The 22771-nt window shown below is 44.5% G+C and carries 20 protein-coding genes; 14 read left to right on the top strand and 6 right to left on the bottom strand.

Annotated elements, in window-relative coordinates; all coding sequences use genetic code 11:
• Window positions 1-27: 27 nt before the first annotated feature.
• The 11 genes from L1070_RS17925 to L1070_RS17875 all read left to right on the top strand — a co-directional run bounded on the left by L1070_RS17925 (window position 28) and on the right by L1070_RS17875 (window position 11727).
• Window positions 28-1287 (top strand): hypothetical protein, encoded by a 1260-nt coding sequence (locus L1070_RS17925; protein WP_237126588.1) that lies wholly within the window; start codon window positions 28-30, stop codon window positions 1285-1287.
• A 10-nt stretch (window positions 1288-1297) separates the two neighbouring features.
• Window positions 1298-2128: a GEVED domain-containing protein gene (locus L1070_RS17920; RefSeq protein ID WP_237126587.1), complete on the top strand. Its 831-nt coding sequence runs from the start codon at window positions 1298-1300 to the stop codon at window positions 2126-2128.
• Between the two features lie 10 nt (window positions 2129-2138).
• Entirely contained in the window at window positions 2139-3605 is a 1467-nt protein-coding gene (locus L1070_RS17915) for an internalin (RefSeq protein ID WP_070987903.1), read from the top strand.
• Window positions 3606-3658: 53 nt separating this feature from the next.
• A complete protein-coding gene (locus L1070_RS17910) occupies window positions 3659-4717 on the top strand; it encodes a hypothetical protein (RefSeq protein ID WP_237126586.1) in 1059 nt (352 codons plus the stop codon).
• 14 nt (window positions 4718-4731) lie between these two features.
• Entirely contained in the window at window positions 4732-5364 is a 633-nt protein-coding gene (locus L1070_RS17905) for a PKD domain-containing protein (protein ID WP_237126585.1), read from the top strand.
• Window positions 5365-5701: 337 nt separating this feature from the next.
• The gene (gene leuA / locus L1070_RS17900) at window positions 5702-7249 is read left to right on the top strand and encodes a 2-isopropylmalate synthase (protein WP_070987909.1); all 1548 of its coding nucleotides are present in this window, start codon (window positions 5702-5704) and stop codon (window positions 7247-7249) included.
• The gene (gene leuB / locus L1070_RS17895) at window positions 7246-8322 is read left to right on the top strand and encodes a 3-isopropylmalate dehydrogenase (RefSeq protein ID WP_070987911.1); all 1077 of its coding nucleotides are present in this window, start codon (window positions 7246-7248) and stop codon (window positions 8320-8322) included. The genes leuA and leuB overlap by 4 nt, the downstream gene beginning before the upstream one ends.
• Before the next feature lie 57 nt (window positions 8323-8379).
• Entirely contained in the window at window positions 8380-9774 is a 1395-nt protein-coding gene (gene leuC / locus L1070_RS17890; RefSeq protein ID WP_237126584.1) for a 3-isopropylmalate dehydratase large subunit, read from the top strand.
• A gap of 5 nt (window positions 9775-9779) precedes the next feature.
• A complete protein-coding gene (gene leuD, locus L1070_RS17885; protein ID WP_237126583.1) occupies window positions 9780-10379 on the top strand; it encodes a 3-isopropylmalate dehydratase small subunit in 600 nt (199 codons plus the stop codon).
• Between the two features lie 92 nt (window positions 10380-10471).
• Entirely contained in the window at window positions 10472-11068 is a 597-nt protein-coding gene (locus L1070_RS17880; protein WP_237126582.1) for a hypothetical protein, read from the top strand.
• Between the two features lie 239 nt (window positions 11069-11307).
• Window positions 11308-11727 (top strand): globin family protein, encoded by a 420-nt coding sequence (locus tag L1070_RS17875; protein WP_070987918.1) that lies wholly within the window; start codon window positions 11308-11310, stop codon window positions 11725-11727.
• A 31-nt stretch (window positions 11728-11758) separates the two neighbouring features.
• On the opposite strand, the gene L1070_RS17870 is transcribed toward L1070_RS17875, so the two are convergent.
• Window positions 11759-12139, bottom strand: coding sequence for a hypothetical protein (locus L1070_RS17870; RefSeq protein WP_237126581.1), 381 nt, complete (start codon window positions 12137-12139; stop codon window positions 11759-11761).
• Between the two features lie 60 nt (window positions 12140-12199).
• On the opposite strand from L1070_RS17870, the gene L1070_RS17865 reads away from it, so the two are divergent.
• Complete coding sequence (locus L1070_RS17865; protein WP_237126580.1) at window positions 12200-12652, top strand: TerB family tellurite resistance protein; 453 nt, start codon at window positions 12200-12202, stop codon at window positions 12650-12652.
• A gap of 39 nt (window positions 12653-12691) precedes the next feature.
• On the opposite strand, the gene hemN is transcribed toward L1070_RS17865, so the two are convergent.
• The 5 genes from hemN to hslR all read right to left on the bottom strand — a co-directional run bounded on the left by hemN (window position 12692) and on the right by hslR (window position 19528).
• Window positions 12692-14062 carry an oxygen-independent coproporphyrinogen III oxidase gene (gene hemN / locus L1070_RS17860; protein WP_237126606.1) on the bottom strand — a complete coding sequence of 457 codons (1371 nt, stop codon included), beginning with the start codon at window positions 14060-14062 and terminating at the stop codon, window positions 12692-12694.
• A gap of 118 nt (window positions 14063-14180) precedes the next feature.
• A complete protein-coding gene (locus L1070_RS17855; protein WP_070987926.1) occupies window positions 14181-16211 on the bottom strand; it encodes a methyl-accepting chemotaxis protein in 2031 nt (676 codons plus the stop codon).
• A 258-nt stretch (window positions 16212-16469) separates the two neighbouring features.
• On the bottom strand, window positions 16470-18008 hold the full coding sequence (locus L1070_RS17850; protein WP_070987929.1) for a phosphoenolpyruvate carboxykinase: 1539 nt from the start codon (window positions 18006-18008) through the stop codon (window positions 16470-16472).
• Window positions 18009-18260: 252 nt separating this feature from the next.
• Complete coding sequence (gene hslO / locus L1070_RS17845; RefSeq protein WP_237126579.1) at window positions 18261-19106, bottom strand: Hsp33 family molecular chaperone HslO; 846 nt, start codon at window positions 19104-19106, stop codon at window positions 18261-18263.
• Between the two features lie 11 nt (window positions 19107-19117).
• Window positions 19118-19528 carry a ribosome-associated heat shock protein Hsp15 gene (hslR, locus tag L1070_RS17840; protein WP_237126578.1) on the bottom strand — a complete coding sequence of 137 codons (411 nt, stop codon included), beginning with the start codon at window positions 19526-19528 and terminating at the stop codon, window positions 19118-19120.
• A 209-nt stretch (window positions 19529-19737) separates the two neighbouring features.
• Between hslR and gspC the strand changes: the two genes are divergently transcribed.
• Complete coding sequence (gspC, locus tag L1070_RS17835) at window positions 19738-20646, top strand: type II secretion system protein GspC (protein WP_237126577.1); 909 nt, start codon at window positions 19738-19740, stop codon at window positions 20644-20646.
• Between the two features lie 27 nt (window positions 20647-20673).
• Complete coding sequence (gspD, locus tag L1070_RS17830; RefSeq protein WP_237126576.1) at window positions 20674-22743, top strand: type II secretion system secretin GspD; 2070 nt, start codon at window positions 20674-20676, stop codon at window positions 22741-22743.
• The last annotated feature ends 28 nt before the right edge of the window (window positions 22744-22771 follow it).

Below are 22771 nucleotides of genomic sequence, written 5' to 3'. Positions count from 1 at the left end.
TTCGGGGCCATATCACGGAGTGAAAATATGAAAACTTTTATTTATAGCGGCATTATGTGTGCATTGTTTGCGACATCAAGTCATGCAGCGCAAAACCCCTACGACTTCTTAGACAAGCAAGGTGAACCGCAAAGCAAGCAAGATGTGCAAATGGCGGAAATGATTGACGCTGTTCCTTTAGGCACTGCCTATAAGCGAGCGGGTGATTCTTATCTAGGTTTACAATCAGTGGTGGGTACGCAAGCGGAGCATTTGGGTAACACCAATATCGACTTTCGTGTCGGTGTAGACTTGGCCTACGAGCAAGCACTGAAATTGATTGATGGTAAAGTGGACATTGGCTTTAAATTCCCAGCGGTTCGTGTCGATGCGGGGGCAAACTATGCCAAAGATATTAGTGCCGACAAATACACGGGCACCTATACCGTGTACTCATCGGTAAAGCCAAAATCTAGAGTGCTACTGCCGACATCAGCCAGTGGTTTTCAGCCTACCCAAGCGGCCATTGACTTAGCAACCGCACAACCTGGCAACAAAGCAAACAACCTAGGTGAAGGCTTTGTTTCTGGCTTTGCGTATGGCTCAAATGTGGTCATCAATATGAAAATTGATTACCGAGATGAGCAAGATAAGCGTTCAATAGGCGGTTATCTGAGCGTTGATTGGATTGGTAAAGTTAAAGTAGATGGTCAATTGCAGAAGATTGATGAAGAAAAGCGTCAATCGGTGAAAATCACCATCAGTGGCTATCAAAGCGGGGGAGATCCTAACCGTTTATTAAGCATCATTCCAAACGGTATTATGCAGTGTACATTACTTAACCCTGAGCCATGCTTCAACTTGTTTGAGGCAGCCGTTAACTACCTTAAGCAAGATTATATCAACCAGTTTGATTCACTGGATGATTACAACGTAACAGAAGCTTACATCAGCGATTATGTGGACGCAGGTCCAGGCCTTCAACAATTAGTACCAGACACGGGCTACGTACAGGCAAATTATTTAACTAAGCTAGTCGTCAAGGAGCTTACAGCTCGTTGGATTGAAGAGCGCTTAACGTATCGTAGAGCAAAAAATCTACAGCGTTATTATGCAGCGCAGTTTACTACTGAGCAGTTAGATCAATTGAGTGAAATCGAATCTTTCAGCCGCAATAATGCCAACCTGTTTGCAGACATGGTGGATTACTGTGAGGCAAACCCAGAAGGGAACTACTGTATCGATTATGAAGCTGCCAACATGGCGTATTACCGTGATTACAGCGTCTACAGTGATGTATTAAAGTAAGGATAGAACAATGAATAAATTCGTATTCGTCGCAGCCTCAATGATGGGGGTTGCAATGCATGGACATGCTAACGAAGATATCGCACAGCAAGCAAATTATAATGAATTAGGTGATTTACTCACGGTATCTCAGGCACAAGGTCGCTTTGACTGGCTTGCAAAATGTTATGACGGTCTCTTGGTGGAAGTCTGGGAGCAGATGTATAACACCACAGAGATTGTTCCTAAAGAGCAAAAACTTAACCAATTAAAAGCCTTGTGGCTAACGCCTGATAAAGCGCAATATTTGACGTTCGCAAATAGTGATTTCACCAATCCGTATGGTTGGCAAGCTGGCAACAGTGACGCGCAAGCTTGTAGCACTATGCCGCCTGAATATGTTCCTGTTGCATTACAAACTACGCAGCTGACTCACGAGTATTGTGCCAATAAGAGCTTTGATAACGAGTGGGAATGGATAGAAAAAGTGACAGTAGAAGACTTTGTACATGAGTCTCTTAGTCATGACTACACGGCGGTGTCAGGTAAAGTAATTACCTTACCTGCGGGGCGCACAGTCAAAATGTCAGTAACACCTGGCAACAAAGATCCTCAATACCCATCTTATGTTGCGCTACGCGTGTGGATTGATTGGAACCAAGATGGTCAACTTGCCGCAAATGAAATCGTCTATAAGTCGGCTTCTGATGCGCCGTTTCAATTCACTTTTGATGTACCGACAGATGCCGCAGATGGGGTAACTCTGATGCGTGTTGCCAGCGATGCTGGTGGTGGCTCAGATGATGCCTGTAAGCGCACCTTGTACGGTGAAGTGGAAGATTATTTGGTGACAATTCGTTAAGGACAAAGCAATGAAACCTATTTACTCATACATGTTACTGCTTGGACTTAGCAGCTCAGCGGCAGTAGCGAATGACATTAGCACGGCAACTACTGGTTCAACAATATCTGGCTTAATCAACGATCACGTTGCGATTGGTACAGCTTACGACAGTCAGTTAAAGCGATTTTTAAATGTACAACCTGTTGCGGGACGTATTGATGAAACGTTTGGTAATACTGAGCTGAAATTTAAAACCGGCATTGATATGAGCTATGATGACCTACTGAGTACCTTAAATGGTAGTGTTGATATTGATGTGAATTTCCCTGTTGTGCGAGTGTCTGCGGGCGCGAGCCTAGCAAAGGAAATGGCATCAAGTACTTACTCAAGTTCATATACTTTTAGTGCAAGTAGCACGCCGAAAAAGCGACTCTTTTTACCTCAAGACAGCAATGTGGGTTATACCCTATCGCAAGCGGGTCAAGAGATTGCAACGAATCATCAGGCAAAAATTCAGCAACTAGCGGGCGATGAATTTGTATCGGCTATCGAATACGGTGCAAACATTATGGTTAACCTTAAGATTGATTACGGTAGCAACCGTGATAAATCAGAAATTGGTGGTTACTTGGATGTTGACCTATACGGTGGTGTATTTAATGTTGGTGGTCAACTTAAATATCTACAAGATGATACTAAGTCATCCGTAAAAATCACCGTACGCGCGATTCAGCACGGTGGTGATCCGAAGCAGTTGCTGACGATTATTCCAAACAACATTATTACCTGTTCTTTGGATAACCCTACGCCGTGTTTCGATATGTTTTATGAAGCGGTTAAATATGCCAAAGATGGCTTTAGAAGTCAGTTGAACACGTTAAGCGATTACAACGTAGTGCGTTATTACACCACGCGTTATGACAGCTCTTCGTTAGCATTACGTCCATTGGTACCTGAGTACCTAACGATTCGTAACGCAACTAAATGGTTGATCACTGAACTTGAAGATGAATTCAAGCAAGCAGTACTTGATGAACAGCGTGCGACTAACTTACTCACTAGCTACTACGCGTATCTACCAGAAGAGCAGCGCACATCTGTAGAGCAAATTAAAGATCTTGCCTATGACAATGCTTGGTTCCTCTACAATGCAGCCAAGTTCTGTAGAGATAATCCATTCGGTACATCATGTGAAGACGAACTTCAAAAGATGAAAGATGACTGTACTCGTCGTGGTAAAACATGTCCTGCAAACTATGATGCGACCCAGCTACAGTTACCGCAATCGGATCGTCTAGACTGGAAACAGTGCGAAATAGCGCGTCAAGAAGCAGTGCGCTCAGGCGCGGTGATTGAAGACGAAAGTGTGAAATATCGCAACATGAGATGGGCACCTACATTTATTGATGCAAGTGCACCGGCTAGAGGCGTTCTGAACTGGCGTTTATGTGAAGCTGCATTGAGCACATACGGCAGCGCGTTTAACGCGGGTTAATACCATTATGAGCCAAAACGTGCATGCGTTTTGGCTCATTTCAAGGAGTGAATATGAGAACGATACTGTATGGGGTGTTGGTCTGTTTCAGTGTGGGTGCATCGGCACAGCGATATTACAGTGAGCAATTTTCCGAGCAGGATTTGGGAAAATCATTTGCTGTACAAACTCATAAAGTAGGTGATAAGTGTTTAACGGGCACGGTTATTCATACGCCGGTAAGCTCGGGGCAGTTAGATTATTTGCAGCGTCAGAATGAAACGCAGATCCGCAGACGGACATTTGGTGAGCTACATGGTGGAGTTAACCTGTTCATCATAGCAGGTAGTGTATCAACATCTATGACGCACCGAAATGCAACCGATACCCTAAGTTTGACCTCGCAGTTACATCTGCAATTAGAGCTGGGATATAGTACGCTGGAAAATCGGCAAGTTGTTGCGGGTTATGAAGATTTATCTTGTGGAAATGACTTTGTTTACCAAGTTAGATACGGCAGAGATTTGTTTTTAAATGCGCGGTTACATTTTCGGACAGAGGAAGATTACAAAAAGTTTGTCACCAAAATTAAAATCCGAGTGCTGTTTTTTAAGAAAACCAAAACCAAAATAAAAGAAATCGAAAAGTTTGCAGCTAACGCGGTATTGTCGATAGATGTAAATTCCAATGGTGATTTACCAGCTGGGCTTACGCAAATCATGGCGAATAACCCAAAGCATTGCCGAGGAAGCAGTATTACACCGTGTTTAGATACCCTACAAAAGCTGGCGGATTATACTTTTGGTGGTCCACTGAGTGCGGATTTGAATAACTTGCCAAAAGTGACTCGCAGTATCATGATAGAATCCTATCAGGACTCGGGCCATTACGAATTGTTATCGCAACAAGGAATAAGCAGTAGCGAACAATATGAGGATATTTGGCGCAGTATTGATGAACGTTATGGTAAGGCGGTACGTGATGTACAGCGTTATGAAGCGTTTTTAGCCGTAGCTACTGAGGATGAACAGCCAGATGCACAAGCGCAATTAGATGCGGCAAAAGTTAACTTAGAGGAAATGGAAGCTTTACGAACGACTTGTTTTGCTGATCCTAACCAGCCTCAATGTTGATAAGGAGTAATAAAGTGTTTAAGCAGTTAAGGAAGATAGTAGTCCCTGTGTTTGTATTGTTATCTTGGCATGGTAGTGCAATCGCGAACGCCACGGAACAGTACTTTTGGGACTTTGGAGATGGAAACTACTCTCACGAAGCACAACCATTACATCAATACCAAAAGCCAGGAATTTATCAGGTACGAAAGCTTACCTATCAAAATGGCAAACAAGTAGCTGAACAGCTTAAGATGGTTGACTTGATCACACCGAATGTATTGGCCATGAATATCCTTGGTCCAGACACTGGGACTGTCCAGCAACATTTAACCTATCAAGTCGACTTAGATGCTAAAGCTGAGCTGGATTTACAGTATTACTGGCTCTCATCCAGCGGTGAGAGTCATCAAGGGAGGCAGTTTGCGTTTACGCCGCAGCAAGCTGGTTCGTATCAAATTACTCTGCAGGCGAAGTTTGACCAGACCCTCATTTCTGAGCAAAACATGCAGATAACCATTACTGAGCAAGATGACAGTGACAACACTGCCGAGCCGAATAACCCCGAGGATGATGCAGACGGTGGTGGGTCGCTATATTTTGTGCTGTTTTTGTGTTTATTTGCTGTGATTTTGAGAAAAACTTCATTTAACAAATTTACTCAGTAATACCTGATGCATTAGTTAATTTCTGCGCTTGATATGTGATGTTGAATTGTTTTTTTATTTTCTCGTTGCTTTTTGGTTTATGGTTTCTTTTTTTATCTCAAGAGTTGTGCTTTTGTGGATTTTTTATGCTTGATTTGAGTTTGTTTCCCATGTTAAAACATAGCCAATCCATCAACAGGACGAATATGCTCAATGAATAACATCACGCTTTTGTCACTACTGCTTAACCTCTTACTGATTAACTGTGAGAGTGGGGTGTAGTGCGCGTAAATTGAGCTACTACTTTGGACCCCGCACTTAGCGGGGTTTTTTTATTTTTGGGGATGAGGAACAAGTAATGCAGGATAAAGTCTGGATTTTTGATACTACGTTGCGTGATGGCGAGCAAGCATTAAAAGCAAGCCTAACCGAAGATGATAAATTGCAGTTAGCACATGCCATAAGCCGCTTGAATGTGGACGTAATGGAGGTTGGGTTTCCAGTTTCTAGTCCTGCAGACTTTAGAGCGGTACAACGCATCGCCACTGAAGTGCGAAACCCAGTTATTTGTGGGTTAGCTCGTACGGTGAGTAAGGATATAGAGGCCTGTGGGGAAGCCCTTAAACCAGCAGAGCGTGGCAGAATTCATACCTTTATTGCCACCAGCCCCTTGCACCTTGAACATAAGCTGCGAATGAGCTTGGACGATGCCACAGCCATGGCAGTGAAGTCTATCAAGCTCGCGCGAAAGTATACTGATGACGTTGAATTTTCATGTGAAGATGCAGGGCGCACACCACATAGTGATCTTTGTCGCATTGTGGAGTCAGCTATTGATGCTGGCGCATCGACCATCAATTTACCCGACACCGTGGGCTATGTAACGCCAGATGAATATGCCGCGATGATCCACCATTTGATGAACAACGTGCCAAATATCGATAAGGCACGATTGAGTGTGCATTGTCACAATGATTTAGGTTTGGCAGTTGCCAACTCTATTGCGGCGGTACAAGCGGGGGCAAGACAAATAGAATGCACCATCAACGGTATTGGTGAGCGGGCGGGTAACTGCTCACTAGAAGAAGTGGCGATGATCATGAAAATGCGTCAAGACCATTTAAAAGTACATACCGACATTCATAGTGAAGAAATCTACCGAGCCTCTCGTCAGGTTGCAAAGATTTGTAACATGGCGGTGCAGCCGAACAAAGCCATTGTGGGTGAAAATGCTTTTGCACACAGTTCTGGTATTCACCAAGATGGAGTATTAAAAGCTCAGAATACTTATGAAATCATGTCGCCTGAAAGCGTAGGTGTGCCTAACAATCAACTCAATATGACCTCACGCTCTGGGCGTCACGTCATTGAACACCGCCTTACAGAGCTGGGGTATCAAAAGTCTGATTATGATATGGATAGCCTATACGAAAGCTTCTTAGCATTGGCGGATCAAAAGGGCACTGTGTATGACTATGACTTAGAAGCCATGATTTATTTCAACCAGATCAATGACGAAGAAGATCACTACAAGTTAGAGTTTGTTAACTCTACCTCTAACTCCCAGTCAGTGGCTAGCTCTACCATTGGCATGACGGTAGGTCAGCAATCTAAGCAAGAAGCCGCCACAGGAAATGGTCCTGTTGAGGCGTCATTCTTGGCAATCGAGCGTATTACAGGTATGGCAGTAGAAGTCATTGAATATAATTTGGATGCAACGGGGCAAGGGGCAAGTTCTCTTGGTCAAGTGGACATCATAGCTAAGTATAATGGTCGCCAGTATCACGGTGCGGGTCTTGCTGCAGATATCGTCGAAGCGTCAGTACGAGCGATGGTCCGCGTTTACAATCTAATAGACAGAGCACAGAAAGTCTCAAGTTTAAAACAACAAAGGAAAGCAGGATGAGCCAAGCAAGTTACCAAGTTGCCGTACTCGCAGGAGATGGCATTGGCCCTGAAGTGATGTCGGCAGCATTGAGCGTACTCGATGCGGTCAGCGACAAATTTAAGTTCACATTAGAGCGTGAGCATCACGCCATTGGCGGCGCGGCAATTGACCAATATGGTCAAGCTTTACCACCGTCCACATTAGCTGCGTGTGAAGCGGCTGATGCAATTTTATTTGGCTCGGTTGGGGGACCAAAGTGGGAAAGTTTACCACCCGATCAGCAACCTGAACGTGCATCACTGTTACCGCTTCGCAAACACTTTGGCTTATTCTGTAATTTACGCCCAGCGCAGCTACTTCCTGCTTTAAGTAAGGCTTCGCCACTGCGCGCTGATATTAGTGAGCGAGGCTTCGATATTTTGTGTGTGCGTGAGCTGACTGGGGGGATCTATTTCGGTGAAAAAGGCCGAGAGGGTACAGGGTTGGAAGAATCTGCGTACGACACTCAGCGTTATTCAAGAGCGGAAATTGAGCGTATAGCACGCTTTGCATTTGAAGCTGCTAAGCTGCGCAGCAACCATGTTACATCTGTAGACAAAGCCAATGTGTTGGCTTCCAGTGTATTGTGGCGAGAGGTGGTTACTGAGGTTAGTAAAGATTATCCTGAAGTGACACTTGATTACATATACGTCGATAACGCCGCAATGCAATTGGTGAAGCAGCCACAACAATTTGATGTGCTGTTATGTGACAACTTATTTGGTGACATTCTATCTGATGAATGCGCCATGATCACAGGCTCTATGGGATTACTGCCTTCAGCGAGTTTGAACCAATCGGGCTTTGGTTTGTATGAACCAGCTGGTGGCTCGGCACCTGACATCGCAGGTAAGGGAATTGCAAATCCTATTGCGCAAATACTCAGTGCAGCGCTGATGCTCAGATATTCTCTTGGTCAGGATGAAGCTGCTCGTAGTATAGAAAAAGCGGTGGCGGAGGCGGTGGCATCAGGTATTGGTACTCCTGATATTTTCCCAAATGCGGCTTACACGACTCAAGATGTAGCGCAGGCAATCGTCGCAAGAATTTAATGTTAATTTGAGTGGGTAGTCTTCGTCAGGCTACCGACAAAGCTGAGGATGTAGCAAGTGGCACAAACCTTATACGACAAAATTTGGCAATCACATGTGGTTGCAAAAATTAATGAACAAACCGACTTACTTTATATCGATAGGCACTTGGTCCATGAGGTAACATCGCCTCAGGCTTTTGCTGGACTGCGTGAGAAAAACCGCACGGTACGTTGCCCTGACAAAACCTTTGCGACGATGGATCATAACGTATCGACCAAAAGCCGCTCGTTAGATGCCGCAAGTGAAGTATCTAAAAATCAACTGCTGGCGTTGGCACAAAACTGTGAAGAGTTCGGCATTGTCTTGTATGACTTAAACTCGATTAATCAGGGAATTGTACATGTTATAGGCCCGGAGCAGGGGATCACCTTACCCGGCACAACCATAGTGTGTGGTGATAGCCATACCTCAACGCATGGCGCTTTTGGAGCATTGGCACACGGTATTGGTACTTCAGAAGTTGAACACGTGCTGGCAACTCAAACACTGCAACAGAAAAAAGCAAAATCATTGAAAATTCAAATAAATGGACAGCTTCGGCCCACTGTCACAGCCAAAGATCTTATTATGGCGGTGATTGGCAAATTGGGCACGGCAGGAGGAACGGGGTATGTTGCAGAGTTTTGTGGCAGCGCAATAGAGGCCCTGTCGATGGAAGCGCGTATGACGCTGTGTAACATGAGTATTGAAATGGGAGCCAAGGCTGGGTTAATCGCACCAGATGAAACCACATTCCAATACTTAAAAGGGCGTCCTTTTGCGCCACAAGGGGAAGACTTTATCTCGGCCGTTGAGTATTGGAAAACTCTGCAATCAGACGAAGACGCACAATTTGATTCAGTGGTTGAAATGAATGCACAAGAAATTCAACCTCAGGTGACATGGGGAACTAGTCCAGAGCAAGTGATTGGCATCGATGAGTTGGTGCCAGACCCAGACGCTGAGCCAGATTTGATTAAAGCTGATGCTATTCGCAGTGCGTTGAAATATATGGGTCTTGAAGCAGGGCAGAGGCTGTCGGATGCCAAAGTAGACACCGTCTTTATTGGCTCTTGTACCAACAGTCGTATCGAAGACTTACGTGCGGCGGCTGAAATTGTAAAGGGCAAACAGGTTGTTCAAGGAGTGGAAGCGCTGATAGTGCCAGGCTCAGGGCTAGTGAAACAGCAAGCAGAGCAAGAAGGGTTAGCTGATATTTTTAAAGCCGCGGGTTTTGAATGGCGTGAACCGGGCTGCTCAATGTGTTTGGCAATGAATGACGATCGTCTTGAGGCTGGCAAACGTTGCGCATCAACATCTAACAGAAACTTTGAAGGCCGCCAAGGGCGCGGTGGTCGAACGCATCTGGTCAGTCCGGCAATGGCGGCGGCGGCTGCAATTACGGGCTATTTTACCGATATTCGAGGGTAAGTTTAATGAGTTGTTATCATCAGGGGCTGTTGGCTCCGCTAGACAAAAATAATGTAGATACGGATCAGATCATTCCTAAGCAGTTTCTCACATCGACCAGTCGAGATGGTTTTGATAAGGCGTTGTTTTATGACTGGCGTTATTTAGACAACGGCTTAGCGAATCCAGATTTTGTGTTAAACCGCGCGTGTTATCAGGGAGCATCAGTACTGTTAACACGTGATAACTTTGGTTGTGGCTCTTCACGAGAGCATGCGCCATGGGCACTTAAGCAGTATGGCTTTAGTGTGATTTTGGCGCAGAGTTTTGCTGATATTTTCTTTAATAATTGTGGTAATAACCAGATGCTATGCATTGCCCTACCGGCCAATACCTTGGATATGCTTTTTGAACTGACTCAAAAACATGAAGATATTCAAGTGGAAGTGGATTTAGAGCAACAGCAGTTACGCAGTCAATATTTCGATGTTATTGACTTTGACGTACGTTCGGATATTAAAGCTCGATTACTCAGTGGTCTTGATTTTATCGGCGAAACGGAGCAGCTCAATGGGCAGATTAACGCGTTTGAGCAGCAACTAGCAACGCAGCGTCCGTGGCAGTAATAACCATCACCTATCGCCAGTTTAAACGTATTTGATTGCAACAGACCAAAGAGCTGGTTACTCTTTGGTTTTTTATTTTAGGCATTTAGATAATGAAATATATTGCTCTTAGCACGTTGGCTTTGACCAGCATAGCCGCTTTTTCTCGTCCTGCGCCATTGGTGTCAATTGCGACTCATGATGCATTTTTCAATCAGATTGCCCAGCATTGTGGTAAGGCATTTGAAGGCGAGGTGTCTGTAGACAATGCACAAGGTCCCAGTAGTTTTGCGGATAAAAAGCTTGTTATGCATGTGCGCCACTGTACAGAGCAGCAATTGCAAGTGCCTTTTCACGTGGGAGATGACGCTTCACGAACGTGGATCATTAGCAAAACTGGCAGCGGTTTGAGTTTAAAGCATGATCATCGTCATCAGGACGGCAGCGATGATGCTTCAACTATGTACGGAGGACATACAGTTGATGCAGGATATAACAATGTACAATCATTTCCAGCCGATCAGTATTCCAAAGAGTTATTCGTGCGCCAAGGTATTCCGCAATCTGCTGGCAACACTTGGCAAATGTTTATTTACGAGGAAACCTTTAGCTACCGCATGGTCCGTGAGGGCAGAGAGTTTCGGGTAGATTTTGATTTGACCCAACCTATTAAACCCCCAGCAGCGCCTTGGGGCTACAAAGACCAATAGTTAACAAGCGAATTAGCCCAATAAAGCTATTTTGCACACTTTCTTCGTTATTTTTACTTGTAATAGCGCGCTATTACTTCGCAAAAATGCCTTGATATTGAGCGAAATATCATCATTGGATGCTAAAATCGCAAGAGGTTAATTAGGTTTTTATTCGCGCTTCTGGATTTTAGTGGCTATTTTTTAGGTGGTCACTCATGCGCCGAACAGGTTCGGCGTTACATGCTAAAGGAAGCGCTATGGCAATAACAGAACGACAAAAACAGCTGGTACAAAGTAGCTTTGCAAAAGTGGAACCCATTTCTGAGCAAGCCGCGGATATTTTCTACAAAACCTTATTCGAATACGACCCATCACTAAAGCCATTATTCAAAACAAGCATCAAGGCTCAAGGCCAAAAGCTCATGGCAACACTGAAACTGGCAGTCGCAGGGCTGGATGATCTAGAAAAGCTAGTACCTGTACTCCAGAGCCTTGCTGAACGTCATGTTGGTTATGGTGTTGAAGCTAAAGACTTTACACCGGTAGGTAATGCCTTATTACATACCCTAAAAGTCGGGCTTGGAGATGAGTGGGATAGTGAACTGCGCCAGGCTTGGGTTGATACAATTCATTTGGTGGCTGATGTCATGAAAGCCCATTCCTTCAATGAGTCGTGACATTGAAAAGCGCCCGCTAGGCGCTTTAAAGTTACTTGATACAGCGCACTTGTGCGACAAGATCTGGTTGGTACGGTCTGGGAGAAGTGGGTAGCTTTTCAAAGCCTTGCACGCCTTGCTGTAAAGTGATCTGCGGGGTGCTCCCTTGGCACAAGCGTTGGCTGTGGCGCAGCAAAAACACACTTTGTTGCAAAAAATGTCGATAACTATCCGATTTTATCTGCAATAAGTAGTGGGCATTATTATACTTGGTTTGTTCATAATGAACTTGATGATCAAAGTCATAGTGCTTTTCGGGTTTGCCTGGCACGGCTTTGATATTCTGACAAGCACTCAGCAGCAGTATACTTAATATAACCAATATACTGGCTAAACATTGGTTGTTATAACTACTTAATCTTTTTGACTCCATGTATGCTTGGTCCTTAAATTTTTAAACCATATTAAGTCTAACATAGACAGGGGTATCTCGTTGTTAAATCATCTAAAGAAGTTATTGCAAAACGCCACGGCATCCGCTCCGAAGCCACTAGAACTGGAGTTTAATACGGCACTAGCAGCATTAATGATTGAAGTGATGCGCTCTGATGGTAAAACATTAGAAAGTGAGTTGAATAAAATTCGTAATATACTCATAAGTCGGTGTCAGTTGGAGGGGGAGCAGGTTGAGACGCTACTTGAGCAGGCACAGCAACAGGTTGATCAGGCCATAGATTTATACGCGTTTGTTAAGCAAATAAATCGTCAAACCTCTGATGTTGAACGCATTGAGATCATTGAGCTACTGTGGCATGTGGCGTTTGCTGACGGTCATTTAGACAGTCATGAAGATCACATAATACGTAAGATATCTGGTTTGTTATATGTTGCACATGTTGACTTTATTGCCGCTAAAATTGCGGCGCAAGATGCCTTACCAGACTAGCCTCAGCTGAAAACGTTCAAGTGAGGCGGTAGCACTTGCTCAGATAACACGAGAGAAGCGTGTGGTTTTCAACTGCTGTTGTAAGTACGCGTCAAAGCACATACAGATGATCCGAATAAACAGATTGCCTTTGCTGGTCACCATAATTTTATCTGGGGTTATCTCTACTAAGCCATCCTCAGCTAGTGGTGTGAGTGCACACAACGCCTCAGAAAAGTGGGTGTTAAAGTCTAGATTGTATGAGGCTTCAAACTGCGGAATATCCAGTTCAAAGTGGCAGATAAGCTGTTTGATCACTGCTGCTCTAAGCTTGTCTTCCTCATCTAATTTCATGCCTTTGGCAATAGCAAATCCCGCTAGGTTTACAGCTTCATAATAGGCTTTAAGATCCTTTTCGTTTTGCAAAATTGCATCACCTATTTGTGAAATAGATGACACCCCCAGACCCAGCAAATCGCATTCCCCATGGGTTGTATAGCCTTGAAAATTACGGTGAAGCTTGCCGAATTGCTGCGCAACGGCCAGCTCATCGGTCTTTTTGGCAAAATGGTCCATACCAATAAATTGATAACCCGCCTCTGTCATTTGCGCGAGCGTGTTTTTAAACACCGTGAGCTTTTGCGCAGGAGTGGGCATATCAGCTTCTTTCAATTTACGCTGAGCGGCAAACTTATCGGGCAGGTGGGCATAGTTAAACACTGAGACTCTATCAGGACTGAGCTCGATGAGCTTAGCGATGCTGTTTGCAAAGCTCTCAGGTGTTTGATGAGGAAGTCCATAGATCATATCTGCATTAATTGACTTAAAGCCTAGTTCACGGGCATGCGTTAATAAAGCTATCACATCTTCCATGTGTTGGGGGCGATTAACCGCTTCTTGTACTAGGTCGTTAAAATCTTGTACGCCAAAGGAGATGCGATTAAAACCAAGTTGTTGTAGGTGCCCTAGCATGCCTTCTGCCAATGATCGCGGGTCAATCTCAATGCTGCGCTGCGCCTTAGGTGTAAAAGCAAAATGTTGCTCTAGCATAGTGATTAAGCGGCTCATTTGCTTCGCGCTCAAAAAAGTGGGCGTACCTCCACCTAGATGTAATTGTTCAACATCATAGTGCGCAAATAATGGCGCTTGTGCCTGAATTTCTAATTCTAGGTTGTCTAAATAGGTATCCGCTTTGTGTTGATGTCGGGTTACAATCTTATTACAGCCACAGTAGTAGCAAAGCTGATGACAAAACGGGATATGGATATACAGTGAAAGTGAACGACTCTTTGAGGATTGAACCGCAGCACGCAGCGCTGTGGCATCATAGCCAGATTGTAAAGATAAAGCCGTTGGGTACGAGGTATACCTTGGACCAGACACATTATACTTTTTGATCAGGGAGTCATCCCAAGTTGGTAGATTAATCACGTTAAGCACTCACTTTTTCACGTATAAGTTGGGAGTGTGAGTATAAAATGAAGGGGATAGCAGGTTATTGATCTGCCGCAAGGTTGTGATGTGCCCCTTAAGAGCACATCACATGGGGTTAAAGCTTAAATTGATTAACCGTGCTATTGAGTGCTTTTGCTAGGTCATTTAACTCTTTGGCTTCACCGGCCAGTGTATGCGCATGGTGTGCCGTACTGTTGACCAAATCATTAATGGTATTAAGACTGTTGTTGATGTCTTCGGCGACCACGGTTTGTTCTTCGGTTGAGGTTGCGATTTGATGGCTTTGATCTTGTACCGTTGTCACTGAGTCTGCAATCTCTCTTAATGAGTCAAGTACCCCTTGCGTTTGTTCTACGGTACTTTGTGCCTGCTCCTGACCTTGTTGCATCATGCCGGACGCTTGCTGAGCAATTTGTTGTAAGCGTGAGATCATGTTGCGAATATCATCGGTAGACTCTTGTGTACGACTTGCCAGAGAACGCACTTCATCGGCAACCACTGCAAAGCCTCGGCCTTGCTCACCCGCTCGTGCTGCTTCAATTGCGGCATTCAATGCCAGCAGGTTAGTTTGCTCGGCAATACCATTGATCACATCAATAACCGCGCCGATGTTACTGGTTTCTTGCTCTAAGCCAGAAACCACTTTGGCTGCTTCTCCAATGTGCGCCGATAGCTCGGTCATCACTTGTTGTGCTTGGTTTGAGCGAGTAGCCCCATCTTGGGTCATGCGCTGTACAGTTTCGGCCGCTTGGTTGGTTTCTTGAGCATTGCGGGAAATCTCCGTTACCGTGGCAGCCATTTCAGTAACCGCTGCGCTCACGCTGTCTACCTGCTCTTTTTCTTGTTGAATTTCAGAGTTGGTACTAGATGATACCTCACTCAATTGCGCTGCGGCATTACCTAATTGTGATGCCTGCGCTGCGGTGTCTAACATCATGGCACGTAGTTTATCGATGAAGGTATTCATGTGATGAGCCAGCTGACCCACTTCATCTTGGCTGGTGATATTAATACGCTGGGTCAAGTCACCATCGCCCGAGGCGATATCGCGCATGGTCATGGTTAACATAGTAATCGGTTTAGCTATCATATGTGTCGCCCACCAGATCATGGCGACAACGATAGCAAGAATAATGATCACAGCGGTGATGGTGGTCATTACCGCTTGCTCTACCGGTTCTTCAATTAAACTGACTGGAATGAGAATGCCCAAATGCCAATCTAAAATTGGGGTTTCCAGCTCTACCCTATTAAATAGCGCGTAGTATTCTTTACCTTTGAGGGTAACAAGGGCGGTGCCCGACTTGTTAGTTTTCATTTTCTGATTAAGCTGGCTAAAACCGTGAGTATCGGCAAAGCGCTGCTCCAGCGCCTCTAGGCCTTCTTTACCATTTGGGCCTTCGTCGGTAATTGATAGATCATGACCGGTTCGCTTCGACAGGTGAACGACTTTAAAGTTGCTGTCTAGCAAAAAGCCATAGCCTTGATTATTAAAGCGAATGTCTTCTACCAGTGCACTGATACGGTTAATTTGTAAATCCACACCGCCAATACCCACCAATTCACCTCGGCTATTACGCACCGGCTGTTGTACTACCGCAGATACGGCACCGGTATTAATATCAACCGTAGGTGTACCTACGTACAAGCCATTGTTGCTTAGTGCGTCTTGCCACCACCCTCGTTTATAGGTGTAATAAGGCTTACCATCGGCGAATTTTGACGTGCGTTCATTTTCTTTGAAGTACTCGCCTGTTTTGGCAGAGCCAAAGAAAGCTGATAGCACATTTTCATCGTCGCTACTGATGCGAATGAAATCTTTATTGATATTTTCATAGCCTGCAAATGAGGCTAGGTCGCTTTCTCGGGTATCGTATTGCTCAAAAAAGGCAATCATATGCGGGCTGGTAATAAATGACTTAACCAGTTTACCGTATTGTGCGAAAAATGACTCCATCGAAAGTTTTTCGCCATGTAAGTAGCTTTGAGCCTCGCGCTCCACACCTTGTCGCGACAAAGTCGCAATGTGATTCACAAAATAGCCCGATGCAATAATCAACAACACTGAAATTGTGCCGCCTATAAGCAGGAGGATCTTTTTCCTCAGAGATAAATTTTCAAGCATGGTATGTTCTTTTTCTTGGTAATGCGCAAACTATAATCAAACCATATCTGTTTCTGCTTTGCTACCATTTGCGCTGAGCGATGTATTTTCAGTATGGCTGATTGTCAGGATTATTTCACACAAAAGCGCTATGTAGGTAAGGTTGGTATATGTGTAATTAAAGAAGGCAGGCAAATAGATAAGACAACAAAAAAACGCCCAACAAGGGGCGCTTTTGATAAAGGAATTGGTATACCGAATGGTTTACCGAGTCGGTAATTAGCCGCGAGGACCCGCCTGCTTGATGGCGTCAGAAACATCGTATTTTTCGAAATTTTCTTTAAAGTCCGCAGCCAGTTTAGCGGCATATTCAGCGTATTTACCCTTGTCTTCCCAAGTATTAATTGGGTTAAGTAAGGCGCTGTCTACACCAGGTACCGCTACTGGTACGTCTAGGTTTAACGACTCAATATGAGTGGTTTCAACGTCAGCCAATTTGCCAGATACGATAGCATCTACAACGGCACGTGTGGTTGGAATATCAAAACGCTTACCAATACCGTAAGGACCACCAGTCCAGCCAGTATTTACTAAGTAAACTTTTGCGCCAAACTCACGTACGCGTTTCATAAGAAGTTCTGCGTAAACGCCTGCTGGACGCGGGAAGAAAGGTGCGCCAAAACAAGTCGAGAACGTTGACTCGATGTCAGCGGTTGAACCGATTTCAGTTGAACCTACTTTAGCTGTGTAACCACTTAGGAAGTGGTAAGCCGCAGCTTCTTCAGACAGTACAGATACCGGAGGCAATACGCCGCTTACGTCACAGGTTAAGAATACTACAGCCTTTGGCTCGCCAGCGCGGTTTTCTACTTTGCGCTTTTCTACGTGCTCAAGCGGGTAAGCTGCGCGAGTGTTTTGCGTTAGGCTCGTGTCGTTGAAATCAGGTACACGGTTTTCATCAAGTACGACGTTTTCTAAGATGGTACCGAACTTGATAGCGTTCCAGATCACAGGTTCATTCTTTTGTGATAGGTCGATACACTTAGCGTAACAACCCCCTTCAATGTTAAATACACTGCCAGGTGCCCAGCCGTGCTCGTCATCACCGATTAGGAAGCGAGTAGGGTCAGCTGATAGGGTTGTTTTACCTGTACCAGATAAACCGAAGAACAGCGCAGTGTCGCCTGCTTCGCCCACGTTTGCACTACAGTGCATTGGCAATACGCCTTTGGCTGGAAGCAGGAAGTTCTGTACCGAGAACATTGATTTTTTCATTTCACCAGCATAATGCATACCAGCAAGCAGTACTTTACGCTCTGCAAAGTTGATGATCACGGTACCATCACTGTTGGTGCCATCGCGCTCTGGGTCACAAACAAATGAAGGTACATTCATTACATGCCACTGAGGTAAGTCAGCTGCATTATAACGCTCAGGTTCAATAAACATGTTTTTAGCAAAAATATGGTGCCAAGCAGTTTCAGTAGTTACTACAACTGGTAAATAGTGCTCTGGATCTGCACCCACTTCAAGGTGAGAGACGAAGTGGTCATTGCTTTGTACGTGTGCTTCAACACGAGCCCATAGTGCATTAAATTTTTCAGCATCGAATGGGCGGTTAACGTTGCCCCATTGGATGTCGTTTTCAGTGCTTGGCTCTTTTACGATAAAACGATCACTTGGTGAACGGCCTGTACGACGGCCAGTTTTAGCTACGAAAGCCCCATTTGCGGCTAAAGTGCCTTCACCACGGCTAATGGCGTGTTCGACAAGTTCGGCTGCAGTTAAATCGACAAAACGAGTAGCGCTTGAAGTCATGTTATTACCTAAATGTGAGAATTGAACGGGATAGCTCTGAGTTCTTAAGCTGAATTTATAGTACCAGATGGTTTTGAGATATTCGAGCTTTTGGAGGCGCTAAAAAGGCATAAAAACGTCAAAAAACTTAAATAATTTCAATGATACCGGTGTCATGAAAATTACTAAATTTGTGATACCGGTGTCATTTTTTCCTAACAATAAAGCCGTCATTTTGACGGCTTCATTATGGAAACATTCGCTAAAGTAGATTTAGTTAAATATTGCCTTAATATCGTCTTTGCTGAAAACGTAGTTTTTCAAGCAGTAATGACAGCTGATGTTGATCTCACCTTGCTTTTCAATATCCGCAAGCAGTGCTTCTTGACCTACATTCACCAAAGCATTAATTGTTTTTTCGCGACTACAACCACACACGAAGTTAATCTCCTGTGGCTCAAACAATTGCGGATTATCTTCGTGATATAAACGTGTCAGTACGGTTTGCGCGTCTAAATCCAACAGCTCTTCATCTTTAATGGTGTTGCTCAGCGCTTCAAGATGTACAAAGTCTTCTTGTGACTTTTCTTTATCAACTGGCAGTACCTGTAAGAATAGACCCGCAGCTTTAACACGTTCCCCTTCGGTGCTGGTTGCAAACCACAGGCGAGTTTTAAGTTGTTCTGATTGCGTAAAGTAATCTTCTAGACACTCAGCCAAAGAATCAGAGGTGAGAGGCACGATACCTTGATAACGCTCGCCTTTGGTTGGTGTAATGGTAATGACCATATACCCTTTACCCATTAGCTCTGGGATTGTGGTCCCAGCAACTTCGCTTTGTAAGCGCGCAACACCACGCATGTTTTGCTGGTGATCACCATTGATAACCGCATACTTTACTGGGCCGTCGCCTTGTAACTGTACGGCGATGTCACCTTCAAACTTCAAAGTGGCCGTCAATAAACTGGTCGCAACTAATAGCTCACCCAGTAATGCTTGCACTGCTTGGGGATAGTCATGTCCAGCAATGATCTCATTAAAGGTATGATCTATTTGTACCAGTTCGCCGCGTACATCGAGTTTTTCGAAAATATAGCGGTGGAGTAAATCAGGTTGCATTTATTTAAATCCTAGCTTGATTTCAATTTGAGTAATTCGCGTCTTTGCTTTTTGTCCGGTTTGTTAACAGGATGTGGTGCAAAAAAGCTGTTGTTCTTGCGCGCTATTGCGTTTTGTTCGCGTTTTTCAATACTTTGTTCCGATTCTCGGTAAGATTGCTGGGCAATTGGCGCTGCTTGACGTTTGTCGAGTAACACCAAAACAGTCACTTCTTTTTCATCAAACCCTTGTGCTAGCTTAATGGTGGCACCAAGTTCAACTAACTTACTGGGTTTACAGCGTTGCCCGTTATAGTGTACTTTACCCCCTTGGACCATTTCTCGAGCGATCGCTCGAGTCTTGTAAAATCGTGCAGCCCATAGCCATTTGTCTAGCCTGACGGCACCATTTTGCTGTGGTTGTTCAAGGGTTTTTTTAGTCACAATTTATTAACCATAAAGAATGTGGAATAATGCGACAAATTTAGCATATTTCAATGTTCAAAAAAAGGTCGTGGAACTCTCGCGATGTATTGTGTTCAAAGGGATGCCCGCTGACCACTCAGTGCAGACAAACTGTCATATTAGTGCGCTTGTTGAATTTACACTGAAAAGGTACACTGGGACGCTCAATAGAATAAGAAAAGACGGATATGGAATTACAAATACAACAGTTACAAAAAGTATTGCTTGGGCTACCCCATGCAAAACTCAGTCGTTTAGTGGTTTATTTAGCTGTTGTTTATATCGCTTATTTAATGTCTCAGCTTTTTTGGTTGGTTTGGCCTCAGCCTGTCACGCAGCCATTACCTTCAATGTCTTCGGTTTATGCCTCAACCAGTTCAGCTGTGAATAGCCAATCAATCATTCAACAAAACTTATTTGGTGATGCTGGTAGTAAGCCTAAAGAACAACCCAAAGCTATTGTTTCTGATGCGCCTCAAACTGCACTCAATGTGCGTTTAACGGGGATAGTCGCAGTGAGTTTAAATGACAGAGCAGGCCTTGCCATTATTGAATCTCAAGGTCGACAAACCACTTACGAAGTTCAAGAAGCGATTGAAGGCACGCGTGCTAAATTGGCCCAAGTGCTACCGGATCGCGTTATTCTAGATGTGAGTGGCCGTTTTGAAACGCTCATGCTCGATGGGCTTGAATACTCCACGAATGTAGCGATGCCTGTGGCGCCTAAATCTTCAGCGCAGGAGCGTCCATCTCGAAGTGGCGGTTCTCAATTAGTTCGTCGTGAGGTTCCAAGTGAACTAGAACAGAAAAAAGATGAGCTGTTGAAAGACCCAGGCAAACTACTCGATTATATTCGCATCACGCCACATCGCAGCGCAGGCCAGTTATTAGGCTACCGCTTGAGCCCTGGCAAAGACCCTGCCTTGTTCAGCAAAATGGGTCTAAAAAATAATGATTTAGCTGTTGCTATCAATGGCTATCAACTCACGGATATGAAACAGGCTATGTCAGCCATGAATGAGCTAAGAAACAGCACAGATGCAACCATTACCATAGAGCGTGATGGCCAAGTCATGAGCGTACAATTTAGCCTGTAACAATAGTAAATTTGGAGTTTAAAAATAATGGGTAAAAAGCTACACCTCACAAAAATCAAAAAAGGGTTAGCTAGATATGCGGCTCTGATGTTAGCAGCTGGATTGTCGCTTTCTGTATCTGCTGTTGAGTATGCTGCCAACTTCAAAGGAACCGATATTAACGAGTTTATTAATATCGTTGGCAAGAACTTGAATAAAACCATCATTATTGACCCGAACGTGCGTGGCAACATTAATGTGCGTAGTTACGAGTTGATGGATGAGTCGCTGTATTACCAGTTCTTTTTAAACGTTCTTGAAGTCTATGGCTACTCGGTTACTGAGATGCAAAGTGGCGTGCTTAAGGTTGTACGTAGCTCTGACGGCAAAAAAGGTAACGTACCGCTGGTTGAAGGCGAAGAAATGGGCAACGGAGATGTGATGATCACCCGAGTGGTACGCGTTAAGAATGTAAGCGTACAAGAACTTGGTCCGCTTATTCGCCAATTCAGTGACCAAAAAGACGGTGGTCATGTTACTAACTTAAACTCAGCAAACGTGATGATGTTGACGGGGCACGCAGCGTCAGTAAACCGCTTAGTCGATATCATCAAGTCGGTTGACCAAGCCGGCGATAAGCGTGTTGATATCGTAAAACTTAACCATGCGACCGCCGATGACGTGGTATCGGTTGTTGAAAATATCTATAAAGATAGCGGCAAGGGGGCTATTCCTGACTTTTTGATCCCCAAAGTGGTGGCTGATAGCCGTACCAACAGTGTCATCGTCAGTGGTGAGTCTCAGGCGCGTAGTCGTGCAACAGATTTAATCAAACGCCTTGATAATGAGTTGGAAAACCAAGGTAACACCAAGGTCTTCTACCTTAATTACGCCAAAGCAGAAGATTTGGTAAAAGTTCTACAAGGTGTGAGCAAAACCCTACAAGAAGATGCACAGGGTGGCGCCAATAATACCCGCAGAAGCACCAATAAAAATGAAACCAGCATCGAAGCGCATCAAGATTCAAACTCATTAGTGATTACCGCCCAGCCTGACACCATGCGTTCGCTATCACAGGTCATTGAACAGCTTGATATTCGTCGTGCACAGGTATTGGTTGAGGCCATCGTGGTGGAAGTACTGGAAAGCGATGGTATTAACTTTGGTTTGCAATGGATCTCAGAAAAGGGTGGCATGTTGCAGTTTAACAACGGCAGTGCTGTACCTATTGGCTCATTGGCGGTTGCTGCGGAGCAGGCGAGAGACAAAGAAATTACTAAAAATGTCATTGGTCAAGAAAGTGGCAAGGCAACGGCATATACTGAAACTGTTGAAGGTGACCTAGGGCCTCTCGGCCAGTTACTCGGCGGCGTAAATGGTTTGGCCATGGGGATTATCAAAAACGACTGGGGCGCGATTGTTCAAGCCATCTCTAGTGATACCAAATCAAACATTCTTGCTACGCCTTCTGTAACCACCATGGACAATGAAGAAGCGTCTATGATTGTCGGTCAGGAAGTACCGGTGATCACTGGCTCTACTTCAGGTGATAACAACTCTAACCCATTCCAAACGGTAGACCGTCAAGAAGTGGGTATTAAATTAAAAGTCACGCCACAAATTAACGATGGTTCGGCGGTACAGCTTACCATTGAACAAGAAGTGTCAAGCGTCAGTGGTGCCACGGCGGTGGATATTGCAGTAAACAAACGTGCGATTAATACCACGGTAATTGCCGACGATGGCGGCATGGTAATTTTAGGTGGTTTGATTGATGAAGACGTACAAGAAAGTGTTTCTAAGGTACCACTACTTGGTGATATTCCAGTATTAGGTCACTTGTTCAAATCAACGGGTACCACCAAACGTAAGCGTAACTTATTGGTGTTCATTCGTCCGACTATCATTCGTGATAGCCGCAGTATGAACAAGCTAAGCCACTCTAAGTACAACTTTATTCGTACTGAGCAGCAGATCCAGCAAGAGGATGGCATCGAGCTTATGCCATTTGAGCAAACACCTGTGCTACCTGAGTGGAATGATGAGCTGGTATTGCCACCTACTTACGAAGAGTACCTAGACAAGCAAAATAATAATGAGCGTAGCAATGATGACTGATAGCAAGGTAGAGGCAGTTACTGAAGTG

Source organism: Pseudoalteromonas sp. MMG022, assembly GCF_021654245.1.
Classification (GTDB): Bacteria; Pseudomonadota; Gammaproteobacteria; order Enterobacterales; family Alteromonadaceae; genus Pseudoalteromonas; species Pseudoalteromonas amylolytica.
This window is presented reverse-complemented; position numbering and strand designations above follow the sequence as displayed.

What these genes read in the sequence shown, in the direction of transcription:
- L1070_RS17925 (WP_237126588.1), top strand. Translation starts at nt 28, where the DNA reads ATGAAAACTTTTATTTATAGCGGCATTATGTGTGCATTGTTTGCGACA.
- L1070_RS17920 (WP_237126587.1), top strand. Translation starts at nt 1,298, where the DNA reads ATGAATAAATTCGTATTCGTCGCAGCCTCAATGATGGGGGTTGCAATG.
- L1070_RS17915 (WP_070987903.1), top strand. Translation starts at nt 2,139, where the DNA reads ATGAAACCTATTTACTCATACATGTTACTGCTTGGACTTAGCAGCTCA.
- L1070_RS17910 (WP_237126586.1), top strand. Translation starts at nt 3,659, where the DNA reads ATGAGAACGATACTGTATGGGGTGTTGGTCTGTTTCAGTGTGGGTGCA.
- leuA (WP_070987909.1), top strand. Translation starts at nt 5,702, where the DNA reads ATGCAGGATAAAGTCTGGATTTTTGATACTACGTTGCGTGATGGCGAG.
- leuB (WP_070987911.1), top strand. Translation starts at nt 7,246, where the DNA reads ATGAGCCAAGCAAGTTACCAAGTTGCCGTACTCGCAGGAGATGGCATT.
- leuD (WP_237126583.1), top strand. Translation starts at nt 9,780, where the DNA reads ATGAGTTGTTATCATCAGGGGCTGTTGGCTCCGCTAGACAAAAATAAT.
- L1070_RS17880 (WP_237126582.1), top strand. Translation starts at nt 10,472, where the DNA reads ATGAAATATATTGCTCTTAGCACGTTGGCTTTGACCAGCATAGCCGCT.
- L1070_RS17875 (WP_070987918.1), top strand. Translation starts at nt 11,308, where the DNA reads ATGGCAATAACAGAACGACAAAAACAGCTGGTACAAAGTAGCTTTGCA.
- L1070_RS17870 (WP_237126581.1), bottom strand. Translation starts at nt 12,139, where the DNA reads ATGGAGTCAAAAAGATTAAGTAGTTATAACAACCAATGTTTAGCCAGT.
- L1070_RS17855 (WP_070987926.1), bottom strand. Translation starts at nt 16,211, where the DNA reads ATGCTTGAAAATTTATCTCTGAGGAAAAAGATCCTCCTGCTTATAGGC.
- L1070_RS17850 (WP_070987929.1), bottom strand. Translation starts at nt 18,008, where the DNA reads ATGACTTCAAGCGCTACTCGTTTTGTCGATTTAACTGCAGCCGAACTT.
- hslO (WP_237126579.1), bottom strand. Translation starts at nt 19,106, where the DNA reads ATGCAACCTGATTTACTCCACCGCTATATTTTCGAAAAACTCGATGTA.
- gspC (WP_237126577.1), top strand. Translation starts at nt 19,738, where the DNA reads ATGGAATTACAAATACAACAGTTACAAAAAGTATTGCTTGGGCTACCC.
- gspD (WP_237126576.1), top strand. Translation starts at nt 20,674, where the DNA reads ATGGGTAAAAAGCTACACCTCACAAAAATCAAAAAAGGGTTAGCTAGA.